General features: G+C 71.1%; 12 protein-coding genes and 1 pseudogene. 9 read left to right on the top strand and 4 right to left on the bottom strand.

What is annotated here, in order from left to right; genetic code table 11:
• The first annotated feature begins 14 nt into the window (after positions 1 to 14).
• Genes KME78_RS48145 through KME78_RS48125 form a run of 5 tightly spaced genes read left to right on the top strand, consistent with a single transcriptional unit; the run spans position 15 to position 7,081 of the window.
• Positions 15 to 461: a hypothetical protein gene (locus KME78_RS48145; protein WP_219536702.1), complete on the top strand. Its 447-nt coding sequence runs from the start codon at positions 15 to 17 to the stop codon at positions 459 to 461.
• Complete coding sequence (locus KME78_RS48140) at positions 461 to 1,855, top strand: hypothetical protein (protein WP_219536701.1); 1,395 nt, start codon at positions 461 to 463, stop codon at positions 1,853 to 1,855. Before KME78_RS48145 ends, KME78_RS48140 begins: the two co-directional genes overlap by 1 nt.
• Complete coding sequence (locus KME78_RS48135; protein ID WP_219536700.1) at positions 1,852 to 3,198, top strand: VWA domain-containing protein; 1,347 nt, start codon at positions 1,852 to 1,854, stop codon at positions 3,196 to 3,198. The genes KME78_RS48140 and KME78_RS48135 overlap by 4 nt, the downstream gene beginning before the upstream one ends.
• A gap of 11 nt (positions 3,199 to 3,209) precedes the next feature.
• Positions 3,210 to 4,325, top strand: a complete 1,116-nt coding sequence (locus tag KME78_RS48130; protein ID WP_219536699.1) for an ATP-binding protein — start codon at positions 3,210 to 3,212, stop codon at positions 4,323 to 4,325.
• Positions 4,322 to 7,081 (top strand): DUF5682 family protein, encoded by a 2,760-nt coding sequence (locus KME78_RS48125; RefSeq protein ID WP_219536698.1) that lies wholly within the window; start codon positions 4,322 to 4,324, stop codon positions 7,079 to 7,081. Before KME78_RS48130 ends, KME78_RS48125 begins: the two co-directional genes overlap by 4 nt.
• Before the next feature lie 35 nt (positions 7,082 to 7,116).
• Here KME78_RS48125 and KME78_RS48120 read toward each other — a convergent pair whose 3' ends face one another.
• Complete coding sequence (locus KME78_RS48120; protein WP_219536697.1) at positions 7,117 to 7,893, bottom strand: SGNH/GDSL hydrolase family protein; 777 nt, start codon at positions 7,891 to 7,893, stop codon at positions 7,117 to 7,119.
• The gene (locus KME78_RS48115) at positions 7,890 to 10,172 is read right to left on the bottom strand and encodes a xanthine dehydrogenase family protein molybdopterin-binding subunit (RefSeq protein WP_219536696.1); all 2,283 of its coding nucleotides are present in this window, start codon (positions 10,170 to 10,172) and stop codon (positions 7,890 to 7,892) included. Before KME78_RS48115 ends, KME78_RS48120 begins: the two co-directional genes overlap by 4 nt.
• Before the next feature lie 164 nt (positions 10,173 to 10,336).
• Here KME78_RS48115 and KME78_RS48110 point away from each other — a divergent pair, with 164 nt between their 5' ends.
• The gene (locus tag KME78_RS48110) at positions 10,337 to 12,610 is read left to right on the top strand and encodes a hypothetical protein (RefSeq protein WP_219536695.1); all 2,274 of its coding nucleotides are present in this window, start codon (positions 10,337 to 10,339) and stop codon (positions 12,608 to 12,610) included.
• Here KME78_RS48110 and KME78_RS48105 read toward each other — a convergent pair.
• Positions 12,600 to 12,896 (bottom strand): hypothetical protein, encoded by a 297-nt coding sequence (locus KME78_RS48105; protein ID WP_219536694.1) that lies wholly within the window; start codon positions 12,894 to 12,896, stop codon positions 12,600 to 12,602. The genes KME78_RS48110 and KME78_RS48105 overlap by 11 nt on opposite strands.
• A gap of 57 nt (positions 12,897 to 12,953) precedes the next feature.
• On the opposite strand from KME78_RS48105, the gene KME78_RS48100 reads away from it, so the two are divergent.
• Positions 12,954 to 13,448 carry an MSMEG_6728 family protein gene (locus tag KME78_RS48100; protein ID WP_219536693.1) on the top strand — a complete coding sequence of 165 codons (495 nt, stop codon included), beginning with the start codon at positions 12,954 to 12,956 and terminating at the stop codon, positions 13,446 to 13,448.
• Here the strand turns inward: KME78_RS48100 and KME78_RS48095 are convergent.
• Positions 13,441 to 13,926, bottom strand: a pseudogene (locus tag KME78_RS48095) (Dyp-type peroxidase); the annotation flags it as partial. The gene KME78_RS48100 and the pseudogene KME78_RS48095 overlap by 8 nt on opposite strands.
• 134 nt (positions 13,927 to 14,060) lie before the next feature.
• Here KME78_RS48095 and KME78_RS48090 point away from each other — a divergent pair.
• A complete protein-coding gene (locus KME78_RS48090; RefSeq protein WP_246653470.1) occupies positions 14,061 to 14,660 on the top strand; it encodes a TetR/AcrR family transcriptional regulator in 600 nt (199 codons plus the stop codon).
• Entirely contained in the window at positions 14,657 to 15,031 is a 375-nt protein-coding gene (locus tag KME78_RS48085; protein ID WP_219536692.1) for a VOC family protein, read from the top strand. The genes KME78_RS48090 and KME78_RS48085 overlap by 4 nt, the downstream gene beginning before the upstream one ends.
• Positions 15,032 to 15,057: the final 26 nt, after the last annotated feature.

The following is a 15,057-nucleotide window of genomic DNA, read 5'->3' as shown; positions in this document are numbered from 1 at the left end:
GCAGCGTGGCACGGGTGGTTTCCCCCGTTCGCCCGCGCAAGCTGGCGAAGGTCCCCTTCGTCGAGATGGCCGACGGGCGGCTGCAGGGAGTCGTGTCGAGCGGCTCCGACATCGGGCGGGTGTACGTCTCGTCGATCACCGCCGGCACCCATACCTTCAACTGCAGCACCAACAACAACCGGCCGTGCGGCGGCTTGTACGGCTCTTTGTGCAAGCACTTGCGGTCCCTGGTCGATGAAGCCGTGCTGCAGTACGGCGTCGAACGGGTCGCCGGCTACCTGCGGGTGGAGCTCGCCGAGGGCGACCGGCTGGCGGACTGCCTGCAGGGTGGTGTCGAGCGCACGCAGGGAGCCGCGGTGTTCAGCCGGTTCCTGCGCCACCTGTCCTACCTGGAGCTGCCCGTGACCACCGAGCCCATCGCCGAGCTGCACTGGTTCCCCGCGACAGGGGCGGTGAGCTGATGCTGAGCGTGCAGTTGGCGGGATTGATCGACGAGCCCCCGGCGGGCGTCGACGAGGCGCTGGACCTGGTGACGGGCTTCGACGAGGCCCTGACGAACGGCTTCGCCCGGCTGGGCGAGGATCGCGCCTCGGCGCTGACCGCCCTGGCCGGCGCGGTGGCGGCCACGCCGCTCGGTGACCGGGTGGGGGAGGCGGCCGGGAAGGTCGCCGCGGGCTCGGTCGCGGAAGAGCATGTCACGGCCCTGGCCGCCGGTCGCACCGCGCTGCTCGGCGCCGTCCACGACGCTCTGCTCGAACGGCTCGACGCCGCCCTGGGACGTACGCGGGCCGGGTGGGAAGAGCCGCACTCGACGGCGCAGAGCGACAACCTGCTCAGTGGGTGCCGTTCCTGGCTCAACGAACTGGCGATCACCGGCTGGCGGGGCGTCGACCACGACCTCGTCTCCGCCGTCGACCAGACGATGGAGGCGCTGCTGGAGGAGCCGCGGCTGCGCCGGCTGGCCGTGCTGCTCGACGGCTTGGCGGCGGAGCTGCGCGCGTCGTGCCCGGTCGCGACGATGGTGGCCGTGCCCGCACGGCGTTGGGCCGACATGTGGGCGCGGGCGCTGGTCCTCACACAGGCGGGTGGCCTGCCGGCGGGCGCCGGCGAGCCGGTCTCCGGGCGGCTGCTGGTGCTCGGTGTGGACGTGCACGAGCACGCCACCGCCGTGCAGGCTCAGGTCCACGCGATCCTGGAGCCCGCGGACGGCGGTCAGTGCCGCCTGGTACGTACGAGCGTCGCCGCCACCAAGGTGGACACGATCGTCGGCACGGCCGTGTGGCGGCTGTTGACGGGGGTCCCGGTGCTGCTCAACGCACTGGCGAAGCGCCGCAGCCTGGACATCAAGGACATGCCGCTGCTCGGCAGCGGCGACCTGGTGTGGCACGACGACCGGGCCACGGCGGGGGAGCCCGCGGACCCGTTCACCACGGCGAGAGTCCAGCTGGGGAGCGCGCTCGCCCCCGCGGTGCCACCGCTGGAGCGCCACCCGGTGCGCGTCGCGGAGCCGGTGCTCATCGAGGGCTACACCGTGCCCAAGCGCGGTGAGATGGTGCTCGACCTCGACGGCATGAAGATCACGGTGGACACCGACCGGCTGCCGTCGTGCGGCCCGCTCACCCCCGAGATCGTGCGCGGCTCCGAGTCGTGCATCGGGCTGGTGCGCTGGGACGCCGGCCAGTGGCTGCTGCAGCCGCTCGCGGTCCAGGGGACGGTCAAGAAGCTGCCTGTCACCGCGCACACCGGCGACTGGGCGCAGGGCCCCACGGATCCCAAGATCGCCAAGGCTGAGGCCAGGAACGGCGACGCGGTCGCCGTACTGCGCGAGCGGGCGGGACGGTTGCTCCGGAAATGACCGATCACGAGAACAGGCGCCAGGTGCTGTACTGGCGCCTGCTGGCCCGGGTGTTCAACACCGAGGAGCAGCCCGCCCTGGAGTCGGCCAGCGTGGCCGTCGTCGACGACCTCGGCCTGCCGACGGCCCTGCTGGACCCATCGGTGTCGGTGGACAACCTGGTCCAGCGCTTTCCCGACCTGGGACCCGAGTTCGAGAGCCTGCTCGACCCGGACAACGAGGACTCCGGCCAGCAGGTGCGCAGGGCCGCCCTGATCTCCAAGCTCCTGCTCAGCGTCTTCGCCACCGGGACGGGCGACGTCTCGGCCACCCAGCTCGCCGCCTGGCAGAAGGACGCCGGGTGGTTCAAGCAAGCACTCGGACGCCGCGGCGGCCAGGGCGAGGGAGAACAAGGCGACGGGCAGGGGGGATCCGGCCGCGGGCTCGGCACCGGCGGTGGCGGTCGCGGCATCGACGACGCCGAGCTGAACAAGGTCCTGGCCGACGTGGAAGGCGACCTGGTCCGCCGCATGCGGCTGCGCGAGGTGCTGTCCAACTCCTCCCTGGCCGCCCAGCTCAACCCCAGCATGTCGCTCATCGAGCAGCTCCTGCGCGACAAGGACAACCTCTCCGGAGTCGCGCTGGCCAACGCCAAGGCGTTGATCCGCCGGTTCGTCGACGAGGTCGCCGAGGTGCTGCGTACACAGGTGGAGAAGACCAGCGTCGGCAAGATCGACCGGTCGGTGCCGCCGAAGCGGGTGTTCCGCAACCTCGACGTCGAACGGACGATCTGGAAGAACCTCACCAACTGGAGCCCGGAGGACGAGCGGCTGTACGTCGACCGCCTCTTCTACCGGCACACGGCCAGGCGGACCACCCCGGCCCGGCTGATCGTGGTGGTGGACCAGTCCGGCTCGATGGTCGACGCGATGGTCAACTGCACCATCCTGGCGTCGATCTTCGCCGGGCTGCCCAAGGTGGACGTGCACCTGATCGCGTACGACACCCGCGCGCTCGACCTGACGCCGTGGGTGAAGGACCCGTTCGAGGTGCTGCTGCGCACGACGCTCGGCGGCGGCACGGACGGCACCGTCGCGATGGCCCTGGCCCGGCCGAAGATCGTCGACCCGCGCAACACCGTGATGGTCTGGATCTCCGACTTCTACGACAACCGGTCGCTGATCGACGACTTCACGTCGCTGCACCGCTCAGGGGTGAAGTTCATCCCGGTCGGCTCCGTGAACAGCTCGGGGTACGCCAGCGTGGACCAGTGGTTCCGCGAGAAGCTGAAGGACCTGGGCACCCCCGTGATCTCTGGCCACATCCGCAAGCTCGTGCTCGAGCTCAAGAACTTCCTCACCTAGGAGACCCGCGAATGACCGACGAGATGCTGCGTGCCCCCGCCGAGGTCAAGTACGCCGAGGAGCTCGACTGGCTGGAGTCCGTGGACGACGGCCCCAAGCCGTTCTCGTGGCGGCTCAGCCCCCGGATGGTCCGCCTGTTCGTGCTCGGCTCCGAGCGTTCGGACGGGCTCGACCGGGAGATCCCGCAGAAGTGGTTCGGTGACCGCAGCTTCGTCGAGCGCAGCATCGTGACGCTGGCCTCCGACCGCGGCCTGCTGCTGATCGGCGACCCGGGCACCGGCAAGAGCTGGCTCGCCGAGCTGCTCTCGGCCGCGATCAGCCGCAACTCCACCCTGGTCGTCCAGGGCACGGCCGGCACCACGGAAGACCACATCAAATACTCGTGGAACGTCTCCATGGTGATCGCCAAGGGGCAGTCGCGCCAGTCGATGATCCCCTCGCCCATCATGACGGCGATGGAGCGGGGCGTGATCGGCCGCTTCGAGGAGCTGACCAGGTCGACCAGTGACGTCCAGGACGCCCTGATCTCCATCCTGTCCGAGAAGTACGTCTCCATCCCCGAGCTCGACGACGACAACATCGTCTTCGCCCAGCCCGGGTTCTCGATCATCGCCACGGCCAACAGCCGGGACCGAGGCGTCAACGACCTGTCGTCGGCGCTGAAGCGGCGCTTCAACTTCGTCCGCATCCCGGTGGTGACCAGCAAGACCAGCGAGGCGGAGATCGTCCGCTTCCGCACCACGGAGCTGTTGCGCCGGCACCGCATCGAGCTGGAGCTGCCGCCCACGCTGCTCGACATCCTGCTGCAGAGCTTCGCCGACCTGCGGACCGCGGCTGCCTCGGCCAAGAGCGACGACGACAAGCTCGAATCGGCGCTGTCCACGGCCGAGCAGATCGGCGTGCTCGAGGACGCCATCCTGCACAGCCAGTTCTTCGGCGACCGCACGCTGCGGGCGGAGACGCTCGGCGGCTCGCTGGTGGGCTCGCTGGCCCGCCGCCAACCGGAGGACCTGGCCATCCTGAACAAGTACTGGCACGGCATCGTCGAACCCCGCAGCAAGAGAGACGGCGGGCCGTGGACGGACTTCCTCGAAGGTGGCCGCCAGGCCATCAAGACGCTCTCATGAGCCCGTTCGGCGCACTCCGCGAGCAGCTGCTGGACGCCGCCGCCGCGTTCGCCGGCGAGCCGGACACCCTGGCCGGGATCCTGTCAGGCCTGGTCGACGACGTCGACCGGGCACTGAGCGAGGAGCTCGAGATCTTCCCGGTGTGCCACCACTCGCCGGCCTCGGCGCTGGCCATGGTGCGGCGCCTGCGCGAGAAGCAGCCCAAGGTCATCTACCTGGAACTCTGCGAGGACCTGCGGCCGCTGCTCGACGAGCTGCGCAACTGCCGCCTGCCGGTGGCGTTGCAGGCGTTCGCCACGGACGTCGACGGCTTCCCGGCGAGCTGGGAGCCGCTCAGCGTGGTGGCGCCCATCACGGAGGCGTCGGCCGAATACCAGGCCATCTCGTACGCGCTGGAAACGCCCGGCGTCGAGCTGGTGCTGGTGGACCGCTCGTCGGACCACGTCTTCCAGTGGCTGCCCCGCGAACCGGCCGAGGCCAAGCAGGGCGGAGAGGACGCGGGCCTGCACGGCGACGCCGTGGGCGTCGAGATCGGCGACCTGCGGCCCCGCTTCGCCGAGCTGGAAGAGCACCTGCTGCACCACGGCAAGGTCCGCCACTGGTCGGAGTGGTGGGACCAGTACGTCGAACAGCCGCTGACCGGCGCGGACTACGAGTCGTACCGGCAGGTCATGGTCCTGATCGGCAGCCTGTTCCGGCGCCTGCGCCCCGAGGGGGACCAGCGGACGGACCGCGACGAGGACCGCGAGCGCCACATGTGGACGCGGATGCGCGAGCACCTCGCCGCGACGGGTGCCGACCCGGCCGAGTGCCTGTACGTCTGCGGCGCGTTCCACGCGGCCAGCCGGGTGGAACAGTTCGGGCTGGCGTCGGACGCGCCCTTCGAGATCAGCCCCCGTACGGCCACGCGCTGGCTGTACGGGCTCATCCCGTCGAGCAACTCCGCCATCGAGGCCCAGTTCGGCCTGGCCTCCGGCTCGATCTCGATCGCCGCGGCCACCTGGGAGAAGGCGTTGCAGCGTGGCAACGTCAAGCCGTTCCAGATCGCGGGCCAGAAGGCCGGAAAAAAGAAGGCGAGCAAGAAGCCGGTGGCACCGGCCGCGCCGGGACCGGTCACCGACCGGTTGTCCGGCTTCCTGGCCAAGCCGCCGGTCCTGGACGGCCTCGACGAGGCCGAACTGCTCGGCTGGTCCGTCGACATCGTCCGGCTGGCCCGGCGCAACGGCTACCAGTCCAGCACGGCCGACGCCATCGCCGTGTTCGAGACGGCCATCCTGCTCGCGGGGCTGCGCAACCGGGGCCGTCCCACGCCGTACGACTTCCAGGACGCCGCGGTCACCTGCATCGAGAAGGACACCGTGCCGGGGCGCCGGGACGTGCGCCGCCTGTGCGAGATCCTGCTCGGCGGCGACCGGATCGGCCAGGTGGGCTACCACGCGATGCCGCCGCTGGCCCAGGACGTGTTCGACCGGCTGGAGCCGCTGGGACTCGACCTGAGCAAGCGCACGGTGCAGCGGGCGCTCATGGACCTCAGGGCGGATCCGGATCTGGTGCCCTGCTCCGACCTGCTGTGGATCCTGCATCACCTGCTGCCCGACGACGCCGTCCGGCCCATCATGGGCGCGCGGCGGCTGGGCGAGCGGTCGATCCAGGAGAGCTGGGACCTGACGATCGGCAAGCACCAGCGCTCGATCATCGAGCTGGGCTACGAGGGCGTCACTGTCGAGCAGGTGCTCGAACAGCGGCTGCGGCGCCGCGTGCACGACCCCAAGACGACCGCGGCCGACGCGCTCGCGGCCGTCGAGGACTCGATCCTCTACCTGCGCAGCCGGCGGTTCACCGACGAGCTCGGCGCGCGGGCCGTGGAGCTGCTGGCCGCCGAGCGGTCCGTGGACGACGCGCCGGAGGTGCTGCGCCGGATCAGGCGGCTGCTGGCCCACTACCGCTCGACCGAGCCGGAGCTGCCGGCCTGGTGCGAGGCGTTCGTCACGGCGGGGTTCGCGCATTACTGCACGCTGCTGCCGACCGCCTTCGTGGACGAGGCCACCGGGGTTCGCCAGGTGTCGGCCATGCTCGGCTTCCTGTTCACCATGGAGAGTCTGGCGCTGGCGCTGGGCTGCGAACGGGCCCAGCTGGAGATCGCCGTACGGCAGTCGCACCCGGAGCAGCCGGCCAAGGTGGCCCTGGTGTGGGCCGCCCAGTACCTGCTCGGCACGCTGCCGCTGGCCGAGCTGCGGGCGCGCTGTGACGAGCTGCTGGACAACCCGCTGGTCGTTCCGGCGTTTCCGGAGTACATGAGCGGGTTCGCGCAGGCGATGGAGCCGGCGCCCGCGCTGGCGTCGTTCGTGGTCGAGCTGATGTCGAAGGCTTTCGGCCGGTTGCCCGACTCCGTCCTGCTGCCGTGGCTGCCCGGTCTGATCACGACTCTGCGCGAGCAGGCCGGCGAGATGGTGCCCGTACTGGTGCGGGAGGCGGGCCGTACGTTCCCCGGCGCTCTGTCCGCGCTCGACCAGTGGACGCCGCCCTGGTCACCGAAGGCGGCGACGTCAGTCGCGGCGGTGCCCGTGCCGGCGGGGCCGGTAACGGACCTGCTGTCCGGACATCCGGCCGCGACCGACGCCATGGCCGCGCTGCTCGGCTGCGACGGCGGCTGGCAACAGCCCGCCGATGGCCCGTCCCCCGGCGAAGCGGGCGCCCTCCTGGCCCGCCACCCCGAAACCGCCACCGCCGTATCAGAGCTGCTCGTCCACGCATGACCCCGACCGGCCGCGCCGATCGACCACGCGGCCGGTTATTGCGGTGGCAGACCGATCGGGCCGAGGTCGGGGCGTTTGGCGACGCGGCCGTCTCCTGAGGAGCGGCCGCGTAGGCGGCGGTAGATCCACGGGCCGGCGAAGGTGGCGACCCAGCGCACCTCCGCGCCCGCCACCCGCCAGCCCGCCCGCCGGGGCACCGGCGCGAGCGGGACCGACCAGGTGTCGTCGCTGCCAGGCAGCCCGATCGCGTGGGCGATGGCGGCGGCGATCCTGGCGTGACCCAGCGGGCTGGCGTGCAGCCGGTCGCTGGTCCACATCCTGGGGTCGGTGGTGAAGGAGTGCGGAAAGGTGTCGACGACGATGACACCGTGGCGGGCGCCGGCCGCCCGGATCCGGGCGTTGAGGTCGATCACCCGGGGGAGCAGCCGCCGGGCCAGCGGAGCGATCTTGCCGATGTCGGGGAAGGTCACGGTCACCACGCACGCGCCCGACGCCGTGAGCTGCTCGAACATCTCCTCCAGCGCCGAGGCGACCGCGCCGGCGTCGAAGCCGGGCCTGATGAGGTCGTTCATCCCGGCCATCACCGTGGCCAGGTCGGGCCGCAGCTTCAGCGCCGGGCCGAGCTGCTCGTCGCGGATCTGCCCGGCCAGGCGCCCGCGTACGCCCAGATTGGCGTACAGGGCGTCGGGGTTCGCCGCAGCCAGGTGCTCGGCGAGCCGGTCGGCCCAGCCGCGGTGGCCCCGGACGTCGTCGCCGTCGCCGAGCCCCTCGGTCTGGCTGTCACCGAGGGCGACATATCGGGCATAGGTCATTCAGAGAGTAGAGCCCATAGGACCGCCGGGGTCAACGGCGTCTGGGTGATGCGGCCGGCGATCTCCGGCAGGGCGGCGGCGATGGCGTTGCCGATGGCCGCCGGCGGGCCGATCGTCCCCGATTCCCCGGCGCCCTTCATGCCGCCCGGCGTACGCGGCGAGGGCACCTCCAGCATCGCGATCCGGATGTCGGGGACCTCACGCGTGGTCGGCAGCAGGTACTCGGAGACCGGCTGCCCCTCCTCGGTGTAGACGATCTCCTCCGTCAGCGCCATGCCGATGCCCTGCGCGATCCCGCCGCGGACCTGGCCCTCCACGATCGCCGGGTTCACCAGCACACCGGAGTCGTTGACGGCCCAGTAGCCCTCCACCTCGACCGCTCCGGTCTCCGGGTCGACCGCGACCGCCGCCGCGTGCGCCCCGTAGGCGTACGTCATGTCGGCCGGATCGTAGGAGACCCGCTCCTCCAGCCCGGGTGCGGCCCCCTCGGGCAGGTCCCATCCGCGCCACGCCGACGTGGCGATCTCCCGCAGCGTCAGCGACACCCGCGGATCCCCCTTGACGCGTACGGCGGAGTCCACGATCTCCAGGTCGGCCGGTGCCGCTTCGAGCCGGTGGGCGGCGAGGGCCACGATCTTCTCCCGCAGCCGGTCCCCGGCCAGGGCCAGCGCGCCACCGCCCACCGTGAGCGAGCGGCTGGCGATCGAGCCGATCGAGGAGTACGGCGTGGCCGAGGTGTCGCCCAGCACCACGCGTACCCGGTCGATCGGCACCCCCACCCGGTCCGCCGCGATCTGGGACAGCGCCGTCTCGATGCCCTGCCCGACCCCCGACACGCCCGCCGAGACGATGACCGAGGCGTCCTGCTCCATGCGGACGATCGCGGTCTCGAAGCCGCCGGCCAGCATGCCCATGGCCTTCATACCCATCGACGACCCCAGTCCGGTGGCCTCCACATGGCAGGAGTAGCCCACGCCGCGCCTGCGCCCGTCGTCGCGGGCCGGGGGAGTGACCAGGTCGCGCAGGGTACGCAGGGCCAGGGGGTAGTCGCCGGAGTCGTACGACTGGCCGAGCCGCGACGTACAGGGGAGCTCGCCGGGTCCGAGCATGTTGCGCAGCCGCAGCTCCACCGGGTCGGCGCCGAGCCGCCTGGCCGCCTCGTCGATCAGCCGCTCCCTGGTCCAGGTGGCCTCGGGCTGGCCGAAGCCGCGGTAGGAGCCGGTCGGGGTGGTCGTCGTGACCACGGCGCGCAGCCGTACCCCGGCCCGGTCGAAGCGGTAGGGGCCGGGCAGCATCGTGGCGGTGACCGCGAACGGTGAGATGCCGACGTTCGACGGGTGGCCGCCGAGGTCGCCGACGACGTCGGCGTGCAGCGCGACGAAGCGCCCGTCCGCGTCGAACGCCAGGCGGGCGTGGTGCACGGCGGCCCGCGACGGCAGGGTCGAGGCGAGGCGGTCGGTGGGCGACTCCGTCCAGCTCACCGGGCGGCCCAGGCGCATGGCGGCGAGGCAGATGAGCGCCTCGTCCGGATACAGGTGCTCCTTCCCGCCGAAACCGCCGCCCGCGTCGCCGGTCACGACGCGTACCCGGTCGTGCGTGAGCCCTAGCGCGTCCGCGGCCTGCTCGCGTACGTGGTGCGGAGCCTGCGTCGAGGTACGCACGGTCAGCTCGCCGTCGGCGTAGTCGGCGACGATCCCGCGCGGCTCCAGCGGGTACGGTGTGGCCCGGCCGAAGGTGAACGTCATCTCGACCACGTGCGCGGCCCCCGCGATGGCCGCCTCGCAGTCCTGGTCGCCGAGGGTGAAGTCGGTCAGCACATTGCCGCCCCAGTCGGGATAGAGCAGCGGGGCGTCACCGGCCAGCGCCCGCTCGATCCCGATCACCGGAGGCAGCGGTTCGTAGTCGAGGTCGATCAGGTCGGCCGCGTCCCTGGCGGCCTCGGGCGTCCGCGCGACCACCACGGCGAGCGGCTGGCCCACGTAGCGGATCGCCTCGTCGAGCGCCGGATAGGAGGTGATGGGCTGGCCGGGGCTCATGGTCACGCAGGGCAGCCGGACCGCGGCCGCGTCGCCCGGTGTGATGACGTCGAGCACCCCGTCGACCGTCCACGCCTCCTTGGCGCCGCAGCTCACCAGCCGTCCGTGGGCGATGGGGCTGCGGACGACGATGGCGTACGCCATCCCGGGCAGCCGGACATTCGCGATGTACCGGGCGCGCCCGGTCAGCAGCCGGGCATCCTCGCGGCGGGGCGTCCTGGCACCCACGTAACCATCAGCCATAGCCCGATTGTGAGCGCGGTTACGCGCCCGGTCCATCAGCATCGGGGCGCGTCACAGGGCGGCCCCCCAGATGGTCCGGATATGGCGCTGCTTCGGCAAACGATGCGTACGGGCCCTGGTCTGACCGAAAGGCTTCAGCGACCTACCTTCCGTCTAGGAGACACATGCTTGAGGTCCGGTCTCCGGCCGTCGTCCCTTCCGTGCCCGCTCGCCGATGGCGGCTGCTCCGATCCGGCCGGCTACCGGTCGCGTTCGTCGTCCTTCTGGCGGTCGTGACCCTCAACGTCTATGCGGTGCCTCTGCCCGAGATCGGGGTGTTCGGCGCCTACATCCTCCTCGGCGTGACGCTGCCCGGGATGCTCTGGTGGCGAGCCCTCTCCGGTACGCCGCGGTCGCCGGTCGCCGACGTGGCGGCGGGAACGGCTCTGGGCTACGCGCTGGAAGTGCTGACCTACATCCCCGCGCGCTGGCTGGACGTGCCGCTGGCGTTCCTCGCCTGGGCCGGGGTGACCTATCTGCTGTTCGCCACGATGCCTTCGTTGCGACGGCACTGGCCGGCTCGCGGCAATCCAGGCGAGGTGCCGGTGGGGTGGTCGTGGGGGATGGCGGGCCTGGTCGGGTACGCGATCCTGTACAGCGCCGCCACGTTCTTCCGGACCCAGGGGCTGAGCTGGCCGGGCAACGGTGCTCCGTACATCGACCTCCCCTACCACCTGGCCATGGCGGGCGACGTCAAGCATCACATCCCGGCGATGTTCGCGAACGTGGTCGGCGAGGCGCTGCACGACCACTGGTTCGTCTACGCCGATCTGGCGGCCACCAGCTGGGCGACCGGCCTGGAGCTCCAGACGCTGCTGTTCCGGCTGTCGCCTCTGCCGATGGCCGCGGTCTTCACCGTTCTCGTCGTCGTGCTGGCCCACCGGCTGAGCGGCCGGTGGTGGACGGGCATCGCGGCCGTGGTGATCACGTTCTTCGTGACCGCGCCGGACCCTTACGCCTGGACGGGCGTGCTGGTGCCGAGCGTCGGCGGCGTGGGCTTGCCCTGGGTGAGCCCCACGCAGACTTTCGGCGCGGTCCTGTTCGTCCCTCTGGCGCTGCTGCTGGTCGACCTGGTGCGTCGCCCCAGTGGGCTGAACGGGCGATGGGTGCTGGTGGCCGTGCTGATGCTCGCGGAAGTCGGGGGGAAGGCGACATTCCTTCCGCTGGCCCTGGCGGGCGTGACGCTCGTCCTCGCCGTCCACCTGATCGTCCACCGCAAGGTGCACAGGGCCGCGGCGGTGCTGACGGGTCTCTGCCTGGCGTACGTGGCCTTCGCCCAGATTGTGGTGTTCCAGGGGGAGAACAAAGGGCTGCGCTTCGCGCCCTTTCACCTCATGCGGTGGCATGAGGACAGGCTCGGCCGGGATGCCGGGCTACCTCTCCAGAGACCGGTTCTGCTGCTGATCGTGGTGGCGATCTACCTGGTGAGCTGGGCGGCGGTATGGGGCGGTGCCGTGGGGTTGCTGCGCCGGCGGCGATGGCGGACGGATCCAGCCGTGGTGTTGCTCGTGGGCGTCGGCATGGCGGGGGTGGGCGCCGTGTGCGTGTTCGGGCATCCGGGGCTCAGTCAGGGGTACTTTCTCGGGTCGGCCGCGCCGTACCTGACGATCCTCGCCACCACGGGTCTCGCCGCCACGCTGCCCGAGAAGCGGCCATGGCGGGTGGCTCTGCCCGCATTGGCGGCAGGGGCCGTCGCGATCTGGGCCATCGAGTCGTGGGTCGCCATCGCGCGGCCGCATGGCGGGAACGTCGTGATCGAGCGGGTGATCCCGTACGCGCTGCTGGCGGGGGCGGCGGCCGCCGTCGCGCTGGTGCTCGTCCTGACCGGACGGCGTGGCCTGACCTGGTGCGCGGTGCCGGTCTTCGCGCTGGGCTGCTGCCTGTACTCGGGATACGCGCCGCGGTTGACTCCCCTGTGGAGCATCGCGGAGGCGGCGCCGGTGACAGATCCCGAGCGGCTGCATGTCGCGGAGGGCGGGGTGACCGCGGCGCGCTGGCTGAGAGATCACTCCTCTCCTGACGATCTCGTCGCGGTCAACGCGCACTGCCGCAGGTCGGCGGGCAGGTGCGACAACCGGCACTTCTGGATCTCCGCGTACGCGGAACGCCGGATCCTCGTCGAGGGCTGGGGATACATCAATGGCGCGAACAGCCGGGCAGCCCTGATAGGCCAGCCCACCATGGGCACCCTCGAGTTCCGCGACCCGAAACGGCTGGCGGACAACGACGCAGCCTTCCTCCGCCCCACCACCGAGACGGTCGGTGGGCTGCGAGACACGTATGGGGTCCGCTGGCTGTTCGTCGACGACAGATATCCCGCTCTGACCTCCGAACTAGGCCGGTTCGCCGCCTTGAGGTTCCGAGCGGGGCACTGCTGGGTCTACGAGGTCACGTCGTAGACCCAGCAGCCTCCCACACGGCCTCGAAGGCCGCTCCGGTGATCTCGGTCATGTCCCAGATCTCCACCGCCTGCTCGGTGAGAAAGCCGTGCTCGTCGTGCAGGTGGCGCCACCAGTAGCGGTGGGCGGTGCGGTCCGGGCCGATCTCGACCTGCCGGACCGCCCAGTGCTCGCCGTCGCCCTCGACGGTCTCGAACAGCCAGATGCCACCACGCTCGTCGTCGCCGCGCCAGTGGTGGCGTGGCAGGTCCGACTCGGTGAGCTGCTTGATCAGGTCGGGAAGCACGGGTCCACTCTAGGTTGGTCGCGAGCCGCCCTGGGTAGCCGGTGGTCATGAGGCGCTGTGCAGACGTTCCTGCCTTATCCGGACTTCGCGCGTACGGCGGCGGTCCTCGACCCGCTGCGGCTGGGTAAGCAGCGGGTCGAGACCCTGCAGATCCTGCGCGCCCTCACGATCCCCGGCTACGGCTGGCGGCACCACCCGGCCGTGCGCATGTGGGCGGGCTACGAGGAGGCCCTGGTGCGTTACGGGCTCGACGTGTGCGGCCGGTGGTGCGCCATCGGCCGCGCCGACACCTGTGCCGGCACCCTGGCGAGGGAGTTCGCCGAACACTGCGGCGGCACAGACGTCCGCTGCCAGGCACGCCTGGCGGCGGACGGTGAGCTGCCGCCGTGGCTGGGTGACGCCGGCTTCCATCTCAGTCACCGCTCCGCCCTGCTGCGCAAGGCGCCCGGCTTCTACCGGCCGCTGTTCGGCGACGAGCCCGACGACCTGGCCTATGTCTGGCCCGCCTCCGGGCGCCCGCCTTCGTGCCTGCCCGGCCGGGAGTTCAGCTGAGCAGCGTGTCTCCGATCCAGCCCTCCGGTGTGCAGCCCGGCGGGATGGCGAAGACGGCCGAGCCGATCGGCGTGATCCACTCGTTCAGCAGGTCGCCCTTGGCCAGGTTCCGCTGGATGGGCACGAACTGGCGGTCGATGTCCGCCTGGTAGGAGGCGAACAGCAGCCCGGAGTCCGACTTGCCGTCCGGGGTGAGACCCTCGTCGTAGTTGTAGGGACGGCGCAGGATACGCAGCCCCGGGTCCGTGACGTGGGCCCGCCTGATGTGGGCGTACTCGGAGATGATCGGGAAGCCGAGCCGGTTCACCTGGCTGTAGTCCGGCTCGTCGCGTTCCGCCCGGCCGGTCAGCGGGGCGCCCGTGTCGAGGCGGCGGCCGATGGTGAACTCCCTGGCCACCCGGTCGGCGGCGTCCCACGTCTCCAGCTTCATGCGGATGCGGCGCAGCACCAGGGTGGTGCCGCCGCGAACAGCCCCGGGTCGAAGCCGAAAGTGATCGTCAGCCGGGCGGCCGTCATCATGCCACGGTCATCGGCCGCCCCGCGATCAAGCATCGGAGTGAATACTCACTCTGATATTGACGGAGTGAGTGCTCACTCCGTACTGTGATCCGCATGAGTGAGAAACAAGTCCGGCGCAGGGCGCCGGGAATGAGCCCCGAGGAGCGCCGCGCGATGATCGTCGCCGCCGCCCTCCCCCTGGTGGCCGAGTACGGCACCGCGGTCACCACCAGCCAGATCGCCAGAGCGGCGGGCATCGGAGAGGCCACCATCTTCCGGGTGTTCGCCGACAAGGACGAACTGCTCGACGCCTGCATGATCGAGGCGATGCGGCCCGACCACGCCGTCACGGAGATCGCCTCCATCCCGCTCGACCAGCCGCTGGCCGAGCGGCTCGCCGAGGCCGCCGACGCGCTCTCCGCCCACCTGGCGCGCATGGGCACCGTGGCCGGCGTCCTGCACTCCACCGGTCACCGGCGCGGCGAGCCGGGCGTCCGCCCGCAGCCGCAGCCGGGCAGCCGCGAGGCGTCCATGCAGCTGATCGGCGACGCGATCGCCGACCTGCTCGAACCGGATGAGGCGTCGCTGCGGCTGCCCGCCGAGACGGTCGGCAAGGTCTTCCTGGGCCTGCTGTTCGCCCGGCCGGCCGTCCTGTCCACGAGCGAGCTCGTCGAGGTGTTCCTGCACGGAGCCGTCAAGGAGGAGCCGGCATGACTGTTTCCCTCAACCACACGATCGTTCCGGCGGCCGACAACAACAGGGAGGCGGACTTCTTCGCCGAGATCATGGGGCTGGAGCGCCTGCCGCCTTCGGGGGCCCGCGGGCACTTCGCCCCTGTGCGGGTCGGCGAGAGCCTCACGTTGGACTACATGGTCGTCGAGAATCCCGTGGGGCATCACTTGGCGTTCGACGTCGATCCCGCCACGTTCGACGCGATCCTGGCCCGCATCCAGGAGCGCGGCGTGCCGTACGGGAACCACCCCGCGACCCCCGGCAACGGGCGGATCGACCACCCGCTCTGCCCGCGCGGGCTGTTCTTCACCGACGCGGTCGGCAACCTCTACGAGGTCATGTCGCCCGAATGAGTTGATCAACACTGCCGCTTTTTCAC

Origin of the sequence: Nonomuraea guangzhouensis (genome assembly GCF_019396345.1) — a bacterium.
Lineage (GTDB): Bacteria > Actinomycetota > Actinomycetes > Streptosporangiales > Streptosporangiaceae > Nonomuraea > Nonomuraea guangzhouensis.
The sequence above is the reverse complement of the archived record's forward strand: the minus strand, read 5'-3'. Positions and strand labels throughout refer to the sequence as shown.

What these genes read in the sequence shown, in the direction of transcription:
- KME78_RS48140 (WP_219536701.1), top strand. Translation starts at nt 461, where the DNA reads ATGCTGAGCGTGCAGTTGGCGGGATTGATCGACGAGCCCCCGGCGGGC.
- KME78_RS48135 (WP_219536700.1), top strand. Translation starts at nt 1,852, where the DNA reads ATGACCGATCACGAGAACAGGCGCCAGGTGCTGTACTGGCGCCTGCTG.
- KME78_RS48130 (WP_219536699.1), top strand. Translation starts at nt 3,210, where the DNA reads ATGACCGACGAGATGCTGCGTGCCCCCGCCGAGGTCAAGTACGCCGAG.
- KME78_RS48125 (WP_219536698.1), top strand. Translation starts at nt 4,322, where the DNA reads ATGAGCCCGTTCGGCGCACTCCGCGAGCAGCTGCTGGACGCCGCCGCC.
- KME78_RS48120 (WP_219536697.1), bottom strand. Translation starts at nt 7,893, where the DNA reads ATGACCTATGCCCGATATGTCGCCCTCGGTGACAGCCAGACCGAGGGG.
- KME78_RS48115 (WP_219536696.1), bottom strand. Translation starts at nt 10,172, where the DNA reads ATGGCTGATGGTTACGTGGGTGCCAGGACGCCCCGCCGCGAGGATGCC.
- KME78_RS48110 (WP_219536695.1), top strand. Translation starts at nt 10,337, where the DNA reads ATGCTTGAGGTCCGGTCTCCGGCCGTCGTCCCTTCCGTGCCCGCTCGC.
- KME78_RS48090 (WP_246653470.1), top strand. Translation starts at nt 14,061, where the DNA reads ATGAGTGAGAAACAAGTCCGGCGCAGGGCGCCGGGAATGAGCCCCGAG.
- KME78_RS48085 (WP_219536692.1), top strand. Translation starts at nt 14,657, where the DNA reads ATGACTGTTTCCCTCAACCACACGATCGTTCCGGCGGCCGACAACAAC.